This window comes from Paracoccus sigandri (assembly GCF_003709565.1).
GTDB lineage: Bacteria > Pseudomonadota > Alphaproteobacteria > Rhodobacterales > Rhodobacteraceae > Paracoccus > Paracoccus siganidrum.
This window is the reverse complement of record NZ_QNRC01000014.1, coordinates 55,623-70,247: the sequence shown is the minus strand read 5'-3', so window position 1 is coordinate 70,247 and position 14,625 is coordinate 55,623. Positions and strand designations below refer to the sequence as shown.

The window sequence follows — 14,625 nt, the reverse complement described above, 5'->3', positions numbered from 1 at the left end:
CAGCCGCCTGGGCCCGGCCCCGCCGATGCGTCAGAACAGGAAGATGTCGTCGGCGATGTCCTCGACGGTCAGGTTCGGCCCCTCGAAGATGATGCGGTTGCCCGCGCTGAACTCGACCACGACGCCATTCGCGGTTTCGCGGATGTTGTTCTGGACGAAGCCCGTCACGTCGCCCCGCATCATCGATTCCGCGATCATCACCCGGTCGATGCCGGGCTGATAGTCGGCCACGCGGTCGATGCCCGGTCCGGGGCGGAAGACGAAGGTATCGGCCCCCGCGCCGCCGCGCAGCGTGTCGTTGCCGGCGCCGCCGATCAGCGTGTCGGCCCCCGCGCCACCGTTCAGCACGTCATGGCCGGCATCGCCCTGCAGCCAGTCGTTGCCGGCCCCGCCGCGCAGCGTATCGGCCCCCGCACCGCCCGAGATGCGGTCATGACCCGCCTGCCCCTCGATCAGGTCGTTGCCGGCATCGCCGCGCAGGCTGTCATTGCCCGGCCCGCCCATGATCGTGTCATTGCCCTGCCCGCCCGAGATGCGGTCGTTGCCTTCGCCGCCGAACAGCCGGTCGTTGCCCGCCTGCCCCAGGATGAAATCGTTGCCCTTGCCGCCGCGCAGCACGTCCGCGCCCGCCCCGCCGGCGATCCAGTCATGGCCCGCGCCGCCCTCGACCGTGTCGGCGCGCGCGCCCAGCCGGATGTCGTCGGCCCGCGCCGTACCGCGCAGCACCGTGCCCGGCTGGGACGAGGTGAAGACCTCGCCGTTGAACAGCGGCTCCCAGACGGCGCGGGCCGGGGCCTGCACCGGAAGCGTGGCGAAATCGGTGGTGGCGATGGTGATCCCCGGCGCGGCATCGATGCGGACATGGCCGTCGGTCGTGGCGAAGTTCTGCGTCGCCATCAGCACGTCATAGGCGCGGCCATCGACCGTGAAGCTGCCCTGCTGCAGCCCGATCCCGATCATTTCCAGGGCCGGGTTCATGATGTTGGCGCGGTGGCCGGGGCTGTTCATCAGGCCGCGATGAAGCTGCTCGACCTCGTCCAGCAGGCTGCCATTGTTGTTGGTGCTGACATAGGCGATGTTTTCCGCCGTCCGCCAGCCATTCGACAGATCGAAGCCCGCATCGCGCATCCGATCCGTCGCGCTGCTGCCGCCCCGCCCGGTATGCGAGAAGGTATCCGTCGCCAGCATCCATCGCGAATGCGCGTCGGAGGAGGCGTTCAGATGCGTTTCCAGCTGCAGCGGGGCCAGGCCTTCACTGGCCCGCGCCTGGTTCACCAGGGACAGGAAATGGCGTTCGGCCGGGGTGGCGATGGACATCAGAGGGGCTCCACGCGGTTGAGGTTGCAGCCAGGTTAACGCAACCGGAGCGCGAGTTGTGTGCGTAGTCGCACGAATTTTACCAAAATGCGCGAAGTTACGCGCATCCGGGCCAATTCAGGGATGGGCGATCAGGCCTGCAGGCTTCTGACGCCGACCTCGCCTTCCTCGCGCGATCTGATCGCGGCCACGGCGGCGATGCTGCCGGCGGCGGTGGTGAAATAGGGGATCTTGTCATAGAGCGCGACGGCGCGGATCTCGCGCGAATCGGCGATGGCCTGGGCGCCCTCGGTGGTGTTCAGCACCATCGCGATCTCGCCGTTCTTCAGGCGGTCGACGATGTTCGGACGCCCCTCGTAGACCTTGTTGACCAGCTCGGTCTCGACCCCGGCGGCGGCCAGGAAATCGGCGGTGCCGCGGGTGGCTGTCAGCGTGAAGCCCATCGCGGTCAGGTCGCGCGCCGCCCCGGCCAGCGCCTCGGTCTTGTCGGCATCCTTGATCGAGACGAAGATCCGCCCCGTGGTCGGCAGCACGGTCCCCGCGCCCAGCTGCGCCTTCAGGAAGGCGCGCGGGAAGTTGCGGTCCCAGCCCATCACCTCGCCGGTCGAGCGCATTTCCGGCCCCAGCAGCGTATCGACGCCGGGGAAGCGGGCGAAGGGCAGCACCGCCTCCTTGACCGAATACCAGGGGGTGATCGGGTCGGCCAGCGTCAGCGGATCGGCGAAGGGCAGGTCGTCCTCGGGGCCGACGCCTTCGGGATAGGGCGCGCGGGCGGGGAAGTTCGACATCGGCTCGCCCGCCATCAGCCGCGCGGCGATCGAGGCGATGGCGCTGTCGGTGGCCTTGGCGACGAAGGGCACGGTGCGCGAGGCGCGGGGATTGACCTCCAGCACGAAGATGTCGCCGTTCTTCAGCGCGAATTGCACGTTCATCAGCCCGACCACGCGCAGCGCGCGGGCCATGGCGACGGTCTGGCGCTTCAATTCGTCGATGGTGGCGGCGTCCAGCGTATGCGGCGGCAGCGAACAGGCGCTGTCGCCGGAATGCACGCCGGCTTCCTCGATATGTTCCATGATGCCCGCGACATGGACGTTCTCGCCATCCGACAGCGCGTCCACGTCGACCTCGATGGCGCCCGACAGATAGCTGTCCAGCAGCACCGGGTTCTTGCCGGAGACCGTCACCGCCTCGGTGATGTAGCGTTTCAGGTGGTCCATGTCGCGCACGATCTCCATCGCGCGGCCGCCCAGGACATAGGAGGGGCGGATGACCAGCGGGAAGCCGATGCGCTCGGCGATCTCGATGGCCTGGTCGTCGGAATGGGCGATGCCGTTGATCGGCTGGCGCAGGCCCAGGTCGTTCAGCAGCTTCTGGAACCGCTCGCGATCCTCGGCCAGGTCGATGGCGTCGGGGGTGGTGCCCAGGATCGGGATGCCCTCCTCCTCCAGCGCATTGGCCAGTTTCAGCGGCGTCTGGCCGCCGAACTGCACGATGACGCCGTGAAGCGTGCCGTTTTCCTGCTCGACCCGCAGGATCTCCAGCACGTGCTCCAGCGTCAGCGGCTCGAAATACAGCCGGTCCGAGGTGTCGTAGTCGGTGCTGACGGTTTCCGGGTTGCAGTTGACCATGATGGTCTCATAGCCCGCATCGGTCAGCGCGAAACAGGCGTGGCAGCAGCAATAGTCGAACTCGATCCCCTGCCCGATCCGGTTCGGACCGCCGCCCAGGATGACGACCTTCTTCGCATCCGTGGGACGCGATTCGCATTCCACGTCGCCCATCGCCGGGACCTCGTAGGTGGAATACATGTAGGGGGTCTGGGCCTCGAATTCGGCGGCGCAGGTGTCGATGCGCTTGAAGACCGGGCGGATCTCCAGCGAGGCGCGGGCGCGGCGGATCTCGGTTTCCTCGCGGCCGGTCAGCGCGGCAAGGCGGGCATCGGTGAAACCCATCATCTTCAGCGCGCGCAACCCCTCGGCATCGGCGGGCAGGCCGTTTTCGCGCACCCTGTCCTCGGCCTCGACGATCTCGCGCAGGCGCGACAGGAACCAGGGGTCGAAGGCGGTGGCGGCGCGGATCTCGTCGTCGCTCAGCCCGTGGCGCATCGCCTGGGCGATCAGCCGCAGCCGGTCGGGGGTCTGGGCGCTGATCGCCTTGATGATCGCCGATTTCTCGGGCGCGCCGGGGATGGCGATCTCGTCAAGCCCGGTCAACCCGTTCTCCATCGAGGCCAGCGCCTTCTGCAGCGATTCGTGGAAGCTGCGGCCGATGGCCATGACCTCGCCCACCGATTTCATGGCGGTGGTCAGTTCGGGCTTCGATCCGGGGAATTTCTCGAAGGCGAAGCGCGGGATCTTGGTAACGACATAGTCGATCGAGGGTTCAAACGACGCGGGCGTGACCTTGGTGATGTCGTTGTCCAGTTCGTCCAGCGTATAGCCGACGGCCAGCTTCGCGGCGATCTTCGCAATCGGGAAGCCCGTCGCCTTCGAGGCCAGCGCCGAGGAACGGCTGACGCGCGGGTTCATCTCGATCACCACCATGCGGCCATCCGCCGGGTTGATCGCCCATTGCACGTTGGAGCCGCCGGTCTCGACCCCGATCTCGCGCAGCACGGCGATCGAGCCATTGCGCATGATCTGGTATTCGCGGTCGGTCAGGGTCAGCGCCGGGGCGACGGTGATCGAATCGCCGGTATGGACGCCCATCGGGTCCACGTTCTCGATGGAACAGACGATGATGGCATTGTCGTTGCGGTCCCGCACGACCTCCATCTCGTATTCCTTCCAGCCCAGCAGGCTCTCGTCGATCAGCACCTGCGCGACGGGCGAGGCGTCGAGGCCGGAGCGCACGATGCGTTCGTAATCGTCGCGGTTATAGGCCACGCCGCCCCCGGTTCCGCCCAGGGTGAAGGCGGGGCGGATGATGGCGGGCAGGCCGATCTCCTCCAGCGCCTCCATGGCCTGCGCCACGCCGGCCGAGACATCGTATTTGCCGCTGGCCAGCTTCGGCGCGGCGATGATCGTCGCCTTGGGGTTTTCCAGCCCGATCCTGTCCATCGCCTCGCGGAACAGCTTGCGGTCCTCGGCCATCTCGATGGCGCTGCGCTGCGCGCCGATCAGCTCCACCCCGTAGCGGTTCAGCACGCCCGCATCGGCCAGGGCCAGCGCGGTGTTCAGCCCGGTCTGCCCGCCCATGGTCGGCAGCAGCGCGTCGGGACGTTCCTTGGCGATGATCTTCTCGACGATTTCCGGGGTGATCGGCTCGATATAGGTCGCATCGGCCATTTCCGGGTCGGTCATGATCGTCGCCGGGTTCGAGTTCACCAGGATCACCCGGTAGCCCTCTTCGCGCAGCGCCTTGCATGCCTGGGCGCCGGAATAGTCGAACTCGCAGGCCTGGCCGATGACGATGGGTCCCGCGCCGATGATCAGGATCGATTTGATATCGGTTCTTTTGGGCATGATGCGGTCCTCGGGCGGCTGGCGGCGGTTAAATCGTCCGGGGTTATAGCCATGCGCAGCCGGGGCGCAAGGTGACTCTGGACCATTCTTCCCTTCGCCCGCCACGGGCGACCGCAACCATCGCCTGGATGCGGCGGGAACAATTTTGAGAACGTTTCTCATTTGGGCTTCACTTGCGAATGAATAGCAACTACATCTGAACCCGGAACAACAGCGGAAGGATCGGCCCATGCGCCCAAGGATTGCACAACTCGTTGCTTTCACGTCGGTTTCGGCAGTGCTTTCCGGTGCCGCCCTGGCCGAAGAGCGGATGAAGGTCGTCACCACCTTCACCGTGCTGGCCGACATGGCGCAGAACGTGGCGGGCGATGCGGCCGAGGTGGTGTCGATCACCAAGCCGGGGGCCGAGATCCACGGATACGAGCCGACGCCGCGCGACATCGTGGGGGCGCAGGATGCCGACCTGATCCTGTGGAACGGGCTGAACCTGGAATTGTGGTTCCAGCAATTCCTGGCCAATCTGGGCGACGTGCCCTCGGTCACGCTGACCGAGGGGATCGAGCCGATCCCGGTCTCGGGCGGGGAATATGACGGCAAGCCCAATCCCCATGCCTGGATGGGTCTGGACAATGCGCTGATCTATATCGACAATATCGCCACGGCCTTTGCCGAGCACGACCCGGACAATGCCGCGACTTATGCCAGCAACGCCGAAAGCTACAAGGACCAGCTGCGCGCGACGATCGAGCCCTTGCGCGAGCGCATCGCCGCCATCCCCGAGGCGCAGCGCTGGCTGGTCAGCTGCGAGGGCGCCTTCAGTTACCTGACCCGCGACTTCGGCATGAAGGAGCTGTATCTGTGGCCGATGAATTCCGACCAGATGGGCACCCCGCAACAGGTGCGCGGCGTGATCGACGGGGTGCGCGCGCATGAGATCCCGGCGGTCTTCTGCGAAAGCACCGTGAACGACGCCCCCGCCCGGCAGATCGCCCGCGAGACTGGCGCGCAATATGGCGGCGTGCTGTATGTGGACAGCCTGTCCGAACCGGACGGGCGGGTGCCAAGCTATCTGGACCTGCTGAAGGTCACCGCCCAGACCATCGCCGACGGGCTGGGCGCCGGGGAAAGCGGCAGCTGATGACAGCGGAAAGGGCATGATGCGCGACAGCCAGACCATTCCAGCGGGCGCGGCGGGGCAGGAGAACGGCATCCTGGCCCGCGACGTGACCGTGACCTATCGCAACGGCCACACCGCCCTGCGCCATGCCAGCTTCGCCATCCCGCGCGGCACGGTGACGGCGCTGGTCGGCGTGAACGGCTCGGGCAAGTCGACGCTGTTCAAGGCGATCATGGGCTTCGTGCCGGCAGCGGCGGGCGAGATCCGGCTGCTGGGCATGACCGTGCGCGAGGCGCTGAAGCGCAACCTGGTCGCCTATGTCCCCCAGGCCGAGGAGGTGGACTGGACCTTCCCGGTGCTGGTCGAGGACGTGGTGATGATGGGCCGCTATGGCCATATGGGCTTCCTGCGCCGCCCCTCGGCCCGCGACCGCGCGGCGGTGGACCAGGCGCTGGAACGCGTGAACATGCAGGATTTCCGCAACCGCCAGATCGGCGAGCTGTCGGGCGGCCAGAAGAAGCGCGTCTTCCTGGCCCGCGCCCTGGCGCAGGAGGGCCAGGTGATCCTGCTGGACGAGCCCTTCACCGGCGTCGACGTGCAGACCGAGGAACAGATCATCGCCCTGCTGCGCGAGCTTCGGGCCGAGGGGCGGGTGATGCTGGTCTCGACCCACAACCTGGGCTCGGTGCCGGAATTCTGCGACCGGGTGGTGCTGGTCAAGGGCACGGTGCTGGCCCATGGCCTGACCGAGACCACCTTCACGCGCGAGAACCTCGAACGCGCCTTCGGGGGCGTGCTGCGCCATTTCACCCTGGGCGGCGAGGCGCTGCATGACGATGACGACCCGCGCCGCATCTCGATCCTGACCGACGACGAACGCCCCCTGGTCCAATATGCGGGCCGCACCCATACGCGCGACGAAAGCGGACGCGATCCGGACGGCGAGGGCGGCGCATGATCCTGCTGGAGCCCTTCACCTATGGCTACATGACCAATGCGATGTGGGTCTCGGCCCTGGTCGGCGGGGTCTGCGCGTTCCTGTCGGCCTATCTGATGCTGAAGGGCTGGTCGCTGATCGGCGACGCGCTGGCCCATTCGGTCGTGCCCGGCGTCGCCGGCGCCTATATCCTGGGCCTGCCCTTCGCACTTGGCGCCTTCCTGTCGGGCGGGCTGGCGGCGGCGGCGATGCTGTTCCTGTCGGACCGTTCCGGGCTGAAGGTCGATGTGGTGATCGGGCTGATCTTCACCAGCTTCTTCGGGCTGGGGCTGTTCATGGTCTCGCTGAACCCGATGGCGATCTCGGTCCAGACCATCACCATGGGCAACATCCTGGCCATCACGCCCGAGGACACCGCCCAGCTGGCGATCATCGGCTTCGTGTCGCTGACGGTGCTGGCGCTGAAATGGAAGGACCTGATGGTGGTGTTCTTCGACGAAAGCCATGCGCGCTCCATCGGGCTGCGGCCGGGCCTGCTGAAGGCGGTGTTCTTCGTGCTGCTGTCGGCCTGCGTGGTGGCGGCGATGCAGACCGTGGGCGCCTTCCTGGTCATCGCCATGGTGGTGACGCCGGGGGCGACGGCCTATCTTCTGTGCGACCGCTTCCCGCGGCTGATCGCGCTGTCGGTGGCGATCGGCACCCTGACCAGCTTCCTTGGCGCCTATGCCAGCTATTTCCTCGACGGGGCGACGGGCGGCATCATCGTCTGCCTGCAGACGCTGATCTTCCTTGCCGCCTTCGCCTGGGCGCCGAAGCACGGGCTGCTGGCCGCCCGCCGCCGCGCCGCCCTTGCCCTGCGCGACGAGGTGGCGCCATGACCGAGACCCTGCTGCTGCCCTTCCAGTTCACCTTCATGCAGAACGCCTTCTGGATCGCGGCCATCGTCGCGATCCCGACCGCGCTTCTGTCCTGCTTCCTGGTCCTGAAGGGCTGGGCGCTGATGGGCGACGCGGTCAGCCATGCGGTGCTGCCGGGGATCGTGCTGGCCTATGTCATGGGCTTTCCGCTGATCCTGGGCGCCTTCGCCGCGGGCATGGTGACGGCGATCGCGACCGGCTACCTGGCCCAGAACAGCCGCGTGAAGCAGGACACCGTCATGGGCGTGGTGTTTTCGGGCATGTTCGCGCTGGGGATCGTGATCTATACCTCGATCAGCTCGGACGTCCACCTGGACCATATCCTGTTCGGCAACATGCTGGGCGTGGGCGCGCAGGACCTGTGGACCGCCGGGCTGATCGGGATCTTCGTCAGCGCGGCGCTGCTGCTGAAATGGAAGGACCTGATGCTGCACGCCTTCGACCCGGCCCAGGCCCGCGCCTCGGGCCTGCCGGTGGGCCTGCTGCATTACGGGCTGCTGTCGATCCTGTCGCTGACCGTGGTGGCGACGCTGTCGGCGACCGGGCTGATCCTGGCGGTGGGCCTGTTGATCGCGCCGGGCGCCATCGCCTTCCTGATGGTGCGCAGCTTCGGGCGGATGCTGGCCGTCGCCTGCGCGGTCTGCCTGCTGGCCATGCTGGGCGGCGTCTATGCCAGCTTCTTTCTGGACAGCGCCCCGGCCCCGACCATCGTGCTGATCCTGACCGCGATCTTCGTGCTGGCCTTCCTGCGCCGCACGGCCCTGACCCGCCGCCGCGAATTGCAGGGCGTTGATGCGCAAGAAGGGTTTTGATTTCACCCGCGCCATCCTCTAAGAGCGATCTGCGCCAGCCGCGCCTTCGCGGCCCCGTAGCTCAACTGGATAGAGCAAGGACCTTCTAAGTCCGAGGTTGTGGGTTCAAGTCCTACCGGGGTCGCCATTCCTCCGCCCAGGCCTTCCCTGCCATGCCCGAGGGTCCCGGGGCCGGGCGCCAGCTCATCGGGCCGGGGGCGGCGCCTGGCGCTGCCGCACCGCTTCCAGCCAGCGTTCCACCACGGCGATCTCGTCGGCGCTGAAGCCCTCGCAAAGCGCCGCATTCACCTGTTTCGTGCGGGCGACGGCCTCGCTGCGCAGGACCCGACCCTCTCCGGTCAGCGCGACCAGCGAGGCGCGGCCATCGGCCGGATCGGGCAGCCGCCGCACCAGACCCGATTTCGCCATCCGGTCCACCAGCCCCGACAATGCCGGGGCGCGCAGGTCCAGCGCGCGGGCAAGCGCGGACATCGGCACCCCGCCCTCGGGCGGCAGCGCCAGCAGCAAGCCGATCCGCGAGAGGGTCAGCCCGCCTTTTCCCTCGCGCTCGATCGCCGCCTCCAGCCGGCGTTGCGCCGTGGTCAGCAGGTAGATCAGCCGGGGCGGGGCGGGTTCAGTCATCGAGATCTTCTCCGGGGTTGAAACTGCTTCGCATAAGAACTAAATTCATTCGCACACGAAGCATCCCTACCGGCAACAGGCGGAACAGGTCAAATGCGAAACGGCACCACGGGCCGGCAAGGCGGCGCCAGACGGGCCAAGGCAACCATCCGAGCCGGCCGATGAGCGCATTTCCCGAACGGACCGAGGTCGCGATCGTCGGCGCCGGGCCGGCGGGGCTGGCGCTGGCCATCGGGCTGGCGCGGCGGGGGGTGGATTTCGTGATCCTCGATGCCCTGCCCGAGGCGCAGAACACCTCGCGCGCGGCGGTGATCCATGCCGGCACGCTGAAGGCGCTGGAGCCCCTGGACCTGGCCGGGCCGCTGATCGCGCAGGGGCTTCGCGTGACCGGCTTTCGGGTCCGCGACCGAGACCGGGTGCTGCTGCGGGCCGATTTCCGCGCGCTGCGCCATGCGCCGCCCTTCGCGCTGATGATCCCGCAGGACGAGACCGAGGCGATCCTGACCCGGCGCCTGGCCGGCCTGGGCCATGCCGTGCTGCGCCCCCTCGCGGCGGAACGGATCGAGACCGTGTCAGAGGGGGCCGTCGTGACCCTGGCGGACGGGCGCCGGATCGCCGCCCGCTACGTCGTCGGCGCGGATGGCCAGGACAGCACGGTCCGCCGCCAGGCCGGCATCGACTTTCCGGGCAAGACCCATGGCTCGTTCATGCTGGCCGATCTGCGCATGGACTGGCCGATCCCGAAGGACGAGGTGACGCTGTTCTTCTCGGCCGGCGGCACGCTGGTGGTCGCGCCGATGTCGCAGGACCGTTATCGCGTCGTCGCGCAATGCCCCGAGGCGCCGCCCCGGCCCTCGGTCGCCGATGTGCAGGCGGTGATCGACGCGCGCGGCCCCCGGCACGGCGCGAGGGTGCGGCAGGTCCTGTGGGGCTCGCGCTTTCGCGTGCATCATCGGCTGGCCGAGCGTTTCCGCGCCGGGCCGGTGTTGCTGATCGGCGATGCGGCGCATGTGCATTCGCCGGCGGGCGGCCAGGGCATGAACCTGGGCCTGCGCGACGCCGCCGCGCTGGCCGAGGCCCTGACCGCCGCGCTGCGCGAGGGGCGGGAAGGCGCGCTGGACGATCATGCCGCGGCGCGAATGGCGGCGGCCCGCGAGGTGCTGCGCATGACCGACCGGCTGACGGCGGTGGCGACCCTGCGCGCGCCGCCGCTGCGCCTGCTGCGCAACCTGGCCATCCGCGCGGCATCGTCGGTCCCGGCGCTGCGCCGCCGCGTCGCGCGCCTCTTGGCCGGGGCCGAGTGAGGGCGGGCGGATGCGGCGGCGAAGGCCGGCCGGCCCCCACGCGACCGCCGCGCCCCGGTCCAGAACCTCCCGCCAGGGGCGATCGACCTCGCCATACGGCACGGGCTGACCTATGCTTTCCCGATGATGGCCGATGACATGCCGCATATCCCGTCGGGCAGCGGCGGCGCGTGGACCGAGATCCCCGTGCATCGGGGCAGTGATGAAAGGCTTCCAGCGATGATCGATTTCTCCCGCCCCTTCGCCGCCGGCCGTCCCGACGGCACCAACGCTTCGGCACGCGAGGTCCTGGGACATGACGGGCGCCTGGAACCGGGAAGCCTCCACGAGATCCCCGCCCGGCAGGGCCGCGCCATCCGGCTGCGGCGCGGCGAGCGGCTGCGGGTCGTCAACACGCATGGCAGCCAGGTCGGCGACTTCTGGGCCTTCGCCGAGACGGATCCGGGCGAGCATCTGTCGATGGAACACCTGCGCCCCGACCTGCGCAAGCTGAGGCCGGAGCCGGGTGACGCGCTGGTGACGAACCGCCGCCGGGCGATCCTGACGCTGGTCGAGGACAGCTCGCCCGGCGTGCATGACACGCTGGTCGCCTCCTGCGACATCCACCGCTATCACCAGCTGGGCCACGAAGGGTATCACGACAACTGCACCGACAACCTGCGGATGGCCCTGTCGGCGCTTGGCATCCCCCTGCCGGCGGTGCCCTGCCCGCTGAACCTGTGGATGAACACGCCGCCGCGCGAGAATGGCGAGATGGCCTGGCTGCCCCCGGTCTCGCGTCCGGGCGATCATGTCACCTTCCGCGCCGAGATGGACCTGGTGGCGGTGATCTCGGCCTGCCCGATGGACCTGCTGCCGATCAACGGCGCGGATGCGGTTCCCCGCAGCCTGTCGGTCACGGTCCTGCCCTGAGACCCGCCCCCCGGCCTGCCCGCAGCGGGATCACGATTGCCGCCGGATCCAGTCCACCAGCAGCTGCAGCCGCGTCCTCAGCGGATTGCCGGGCAGGAACACCGCCCAGTAGCTCGGCGCCGGCAGGGCGATATCCGAAAGCGCGACCAGCTGCCGGCTGCGCAGCAGGTCCGCCACCAGGACCTCGGACGCCAGAACGACGCCATGTCCGGCCACGGCCGCATCGATGGCGTGGATCTCTTCCGAGAAATTCTGCGCGATCTCGGGGACCTCTGCGGCAAGGCCCGCCAGGCCTTGCCAGCGTTGCCAGTCAGGAGCCTTGCCGGATCGGGTCTTCCATCGATAGTGCAGCAACGGCAGGTCCATGATCTCGCGTCCCGACAATGCCGCGCGTCCCGCGACAAGGCCGGGGGCGGCAACGGCGATCACCCGGTCGGGAAACAGGCGATGCCATTCCGCCTCCGCGCCGGGCTGCTCGGCATAGCGGATGGCGATGTCGATGCCCGAGGCATGCAGATCCACGGCGACATCATCCGCCTCGACCGCGACCGACAGGCCGGTCTGCCGGCGAAGCTGCGGCAGCCGCGGCATCAGCCAGCGGCTTGCAAAGGCGACCGTCACCGACAGGCGCAGCGGTTCGTCGCCTTTCCCGGCGCCAAGCCCGGCGATCGTCCCGGCGATCCGGTCCAGCGACTCCCGCAGCACCGGATACAGCTTCTCTCCCTCGGCGGTCAGGCGCACCGGCCGCGGATAGCGGTGGAAAAGCTCGACCCCCAGGATCTGCTCGAGCTGGCGCACCTGGTGGCTGATCGCGGTCGGCGTCAGGCCCAGCTCATCGGCGGCATGGGCGAAATGCAGGTGCCGTGCGGCGGCCTCGAAGGCGCGCAGGGCGTGGAGCGGGGGCAACCTGCGCAATGGGATCTCCGGTCGGGGGTGCGCGCATCAGCATGAATCTGATTCATCTTATGCCTGAGACATTCGATTTGGCAATCTGGCGGCGCACTGGATAATTCGATGGGCAGCAAGGTTTTATCCACCGGAATCAGGAGATGGACATGACGACCCTGTTGCGAATCGATTCAAGCGCCCAACTGGAAGACCGCTCGCTGACGCGACGGCTGACGGCGCTCTTCACCGCCGAGTTTCTCGAGGCCAACCCCGAGGCCCGCGTCGTGAGCCGCGATGTCGGCAAGGACCCGCTGCCGCCCATCGATCATCGCTTCATCCACGCCGCCTTCACGCCGCCCGCGCAGCGAGAGCCGTGGATGATCGAGCGGCTGGCGCTGTCGGACCGATTGATCGACGAGGTGGAAGCCGCCGACGTGATCCTGCTGGGCGCACCCATGTACAACTACGGCATGCCCTCGACATTGAAGGCATGGATCGATCACGTCTCGCGGATCGGGCGCACCTTCTCGTTCGACCTGGCCCGCGGCGATTTCCCGATCCGGCCGATCCTGGGCGGCAAGAAGCTGGTCGTGCTGTCATCGCGCGGCGAGTTCGGCTTCCAGCCGGACGGGCTGCGCGGCCACATGAACGCGCTCGATCCCGGCATCGCGGCCTGTGCGCATTATCTGGGCGTCGCGGGCGGCGATATCGAAACCGTGGCGATCGAATACCAGGAATTCAAGGATGCCCGCCACGTTCGATCGATCGCCCGGGCCGAAGGGCGCGCCAGGCATCTGGCGCGTCTGCTGGCAAGTTCATCCACCGGCCAGCAGCCCGTGGAAGCCGCCGCCAGCTGACCATGGGGCCTGGCGCGCCGGCCTATCTGCGCTCGAACCCGTCGCGGTTCAGGCCGGGCTGCAGGTCGCTGCGGCACCATTCCCGCACATCAGCCTGGATCGGGCCCAGGCTGCAGACGATCTCGAACGCGTCGACCATCGCCTGCGGCCCCTGCGCCGCGATCCTGACGCCATCGGGGCCGGGGCTGATCCAGCCGTTCAGGCTGAGCCGGCGGGCGCGGTCGATGGCGAAGGCCACGAAAGGCTCGCCCAGGGTGCCGCGATAGGTCAGCTCGACCGCGCAGAGGTTCTGCCCGCCACGCCCGAATTCGCCGCTTTCATAGTCCACTCTCCGCCTCCTTTCGGGCCGTGGCGCGCCGGGCGCCTATTGCGGCAGCGATCCGGTCAGGCCTTCCACCAGCCAGTCCATCCCGAAAATCTCGGGATCGGGCAGAACCTCGCCCTCGGCCACGCGCTCGGTGCCGCGCTGGTCGTTCAGCGGGCCGGCGAAGACATGCGCCTCGCCGCTGATCAGCGCCGCCTCGACCTCGTTGATCCGGGCCATCTGCTCTTCGGTCAGCACGTCGTTCCAGGCCGCGACCGACACCATCCCCGAGGCCAGCCCGCCGCGTTCGTCATGGCCGGTGAAGGTGCCCTCCAGCGAGGCGCCGACGGCCTCGACGAAATAGTCGGTCCAGTCAGTCACCACCGAACCCAGCACCGCGTCGGGTCCATGCGCGCTCATGTCCGAGCCGGTATTGACCACATAGACCCCCTCGGACTGCGCCACGTTGACCACCGACGGCGTGTCCTGGTGCAGCGAGAAGATCACGTCCGCCCCCTGAGAGATCAGCGCCCGCGCCGCCTCTTGCTCGCGGGCCGGATCGAACCAGGTATTCACCCAGACGATGCGGATGTTGACGTCGGGGTTTTCCTTGCGGGCGGCCAGGGTGACGGCATTGACCTCGGCGATCACCTCGGGGATGGCGAAGGCCGCGACGATGCCGATGGTGTTGCTTTCGGTGACCATGCCCGCGGCCAGCCCGGTCAGATAGAACCCTTCATAGCCGCGCGCGGTGAAGGTGCCGAAATTCTCGGCCTGGCGAAAGCCGCTGGCATGGATGAAATCCACGTCCGGGCTGCGCTGCGCCAGCCGCAATCCGTCGTTCATGTAGCCGAAAGAGCCCAGCATCACGAAATCCGCGCCATCCGCGACAAGCTGGTTCATCACCCGGCCGGCATCCGGCCCCTCGGGGATGTTCTCGACCACGCGGGTGGTCACGCGGTCGCCATAGGCCTCCTCGATCGCCTCGCGCCCCAGGTCCAGCTGCTTGGCCCAGCCCACATCCGCCACCGGCGTGGGATAGATGAAGCCGACCATGAACGGATCCTCGGCCTTGGCGGCGGTCCCGGTCAGCGGCAGCGCCAGGCAGGCCGCCGCGATCCAGCTTGTCAGTCTGCGTTTCATTGGCATCGTTCCTTCTCCTGTTGGCATGACCG

13 protein-coding genes and 1 tRNA gene are annotated in these 14,625 nt (G+C 68.1%); 8 read left to right on the top strand and 6 right to left on the bottom strand.

The features are described from left to right. Positions 1-30: 30 nt before the first annotated feature. Positions 31-1,317 (bottom strand): CAP domain-containing protein, encoded by a 1,287-nt coding sequence (locus tag C9E82_RS14010; protein ID WP_119897132.1) that lies wholly within the window; start codon positions 1,315-1,317, stop codon positions 31-33. A gap of 131 nt (positions 1,318-1,448) precedes the next feature. Further along, entirely contained in the window at positions 1,449-4,781 is a 3,333-nt protein-coding gene (gene carB / locus C9E82_RS14005; protein WP_119897131.1) for a carbamoyl-phosphate synthase large subunit, read from the bottom strand. A gap of 310 nt (positions 4,782-5,091) precedes the next feature. Between carB and C9E82_RS14000 the strand changes: the two genes are divergently transcribed. From C9E82_RS14000 to C9E82_RS13980, 5 genes are all read left to right on the top strand, one after another. Next, positions 5,092-5,919, top strand: coding sequence for a metal ABC transporter substrate-binding protein (locus tag C9E82_RS14000; RefSeq protein WP_240643450.1), 828 nt, complete (start codon positions 5,092-5,094; stop codon positions 5,917-5,919). Positions 5,920-5,938: 19 nt separating this feature from the next. Further along, positions 5,939-6,856 carry a manganese/iron ABC transporter ATP-binding protein gene (locus tag C9E82_RS13995; RefSeq protein ID WP_240643451.1) on the top strand — a complete coding sequence of 306 codons (918 nt, stop codon included), beginning with the start codon at positions 5,939-5,941 and terminating at the stop codon, positions 6,854-6,856. Beyond that, entirely contained in the window at positions 6,853-7,713 is an 861-nt protein-coding gene (locus C9E82_RS13990; protein WP_119897128.1) for a metal ABC transporter permease, read from the top strand. Before C9E82_RS13995 ends, C9E82_RS13990 begins: the two co-directional genes overlap by 4 nt. Then, the gene (locus tag C9E82_RS13985; protein ID WP_119897127.1) at positions 7,710-8,564 is read left to right on the top strand and encodes a metal ABC transporter permease; all 855 of its coding nucleotides are present in this window, start codon (positions 7,710-7,712) and stop codon (positions 8,562-8,564) included. Before C9E82_RS13990 ends, C9E82_RS13985 begins: the two co-directional genes overlap by 4 nt. Positions 8,565-8,614: 50 nt before the next feature. After that, positions 8,615-8,691: transfer RNA gene (locus C9E82_RS13980), tRNA-Arg, on the top strand. A 56-nt stretch (positions 8,692-8,747) separates the two neighbouring features. On the opposite strand, the gene C9E82_RS13975 is transcribed toward C9E82_RS13980, so the two are convergent. Beyond that, positions 8,748-9,185: a MarR family winged helix-turn-helix transcriptional regulator gene (locus tag C9E82_RS13975; RefSeq protein ID WP_119897126.1), complete on the bottom strand. Its 438-nt coding sequence runs from the start codon at positions 9,183-9,185 to the stop codon at positions 8,748-8,750. A 161-nt stretch (positions 9,186-9,346) separates the two neighbouring features. On the opposite strand from C9E82_RS13975, the gene C9E82_RS13970 reads away from it, so the two are divergent. Together C9E82_RS13970 and C9E82_RS13965 are read left to right on the top strand one after the other, a co-directional pair. After that, complete coding sequence (locus tag C9E82_RS13970; RefSeq protein ID WP_119897125.1) at positions 9,347-10,489, top strand: FAD-dependent monooxygenase; 1,143 nt, start codon at positions 9,347-9,349, stop codon at positions 10,487-10,489. A gap of 219 nt (positions 10,490-10,708) precedes the next feature. Beyond that, positions 10,709-11,401 carry a DUF1989 domain-containing protein gene (locus C9E82_RS13965; protein ID WP_119897169.1) on the top strand — a complete coding sequence of 231 codons (693 nt, stop codon included), beginning with the start codon at positions 10,709-10,711 and terminating at the stop codon, positions 11,399-11,401. A gap of 30 nt (positions 11,402-11,431) precedes the next feature. On the opposite strand, the gene C9E82_RS13960 is transcribed toward C9E82_RS13965, so the two are convergent. Next, positions 11,432-12,307: a LysR substrate-binding domain-containing protein gene (locus C9E82_RS13960; protein WP_244936029.1), complete on the bottom strand. Its 876-nt coding sequence runs from the start codon at positions 12,305-12,307 to the stop codon at positions 11,432-11,434. Between the two features lie 149 nt (positions 12,308-12,456). Here C9E82_RS13960 and C9E82_RS13955 point away from each other — a divergent pair, with 149 nt between their 5' ends. Continuing rightward, complete coding sequence (locus C9E82_RS13955; protein WP_119897168.1) at positions 12,457-13,146, top strand: FMN-dependent NADH-azoreductase; 690 nt, start codon at positions 12,457-12,459, stop codon at positions 13,144-13,146. Positions 13,147-13,168: 22 nt separating this feature from the next. On the opposite strand, the gene C9E82_RS13950 is transcribed toward C9E82_RS13955, so the two are convergent. Together C9E82_RS13950 and C9E82_RS13945 are read right to left on the bottom strand one after the other, a co-directional pair. Continuing rightward, the gene (locus C9E82_RS13950) at positions 13,169-13,474 is read right to left on the bottom strand and encodes an acylphosphatase (RefSeq protein WP_119897123.1); all 306 of its coding nucleotides are present in this window, start codon (positions 13,472-13,474) and stop codon (positions 13,169-13,171) included. Between the two features lie 36 nt (positions 13,475-13,510). Next, positions 13,511-14,593, bottom strand: coding sequence for a BMP family ABC transporter substrate-binding protein (locus C9E82_RS13945; protein ID WP_170162013.1), 1,083 nt, complete (start codon positions 14,591-14,593; stop codon positions 13,511-13,513). Between the last annotated feature and the right edge of the window lie 32 nt (positions 14,594-14,625).

Bases quoted from the DNA above. Each gene is read 5' to 3' on its own strand.
- C9E82_RS13970 (WP_119897125.1), top strand. From the start codon at position 9,347: ATGAGCGCATTTCCCGAACGGACCGAGGTCGCGATCGTCGGCGCCGGG.
- C9E82_RS13990 (WP_119897128.1), top strand. From the start codon at position 6,853: ATGATCCTGCTGGAGCCCTTCACCTATGGCTACATGACCAATGCGATG.
- C9E82_RS13965 (WP_119897169.1), top strand. From the start codon at position 10,709: ATGATCGATTTCTCCCGCCCCTTCGCCGCCGGCCGTCCCGACGGCACC.
- C9E82_RS13955 (WP_119897168.1), top strand. From the start codon at position 12,457: ATGACGACCCTGTTGCGAATCGATTCAAGCGCCCAACTGGAAGACCGC.
- carB (WP_119897131.1), bottom strand. From the start codon at position 4,781: ATGCCCAAAAGAACCGATATCAAATCGATCCTGATCATCGGCGCGGGA.
- C9E82_RS13975 (WP_119897126.1), bottom strand. From the start codon at position 9,185: ATGACTGAACCCGCCCCGCCCCGGCTGATCTACCTGCTGACCACGGCG.
- C9E82_RS13995 (WP_240643451.1), top strand. From the start codon at position 5,939: ATGCGCGACAGCCAGACCATTCCAGCGGGCGCGGCGGGGCAGGAGAAC.
- C9E82_RS14010 (WP_119897132.1), bottom strand. From the start codon at position 1,317: ATGTCCATCGCCACCCCGGCCGAACGCCATTTCCTGTCCCTGGTGAAC.
- C9E82_RS13985 (WP_119897127.1), top strand. From the start codon at position 7,710: ATGACCGAGACCCTGCTGCTGCCCTTCCAGTTCACCTTCATGCAGAAC.
- C9E82_RS14000 (WP_240643450.1), top strand. From the start codon at position 5,092: ATGAAGGTCGTCACCACCTTCACCGTGCTGGCCGACATGGCGCAGAAC.
- C9E82_RS13945 (WP_170162013.1), bottom strand. From the start codon at position 14,593: ATGAAACGCAGACTGACAAGCTGGATCGCGGCGGCCTGCCTGGCGCTG.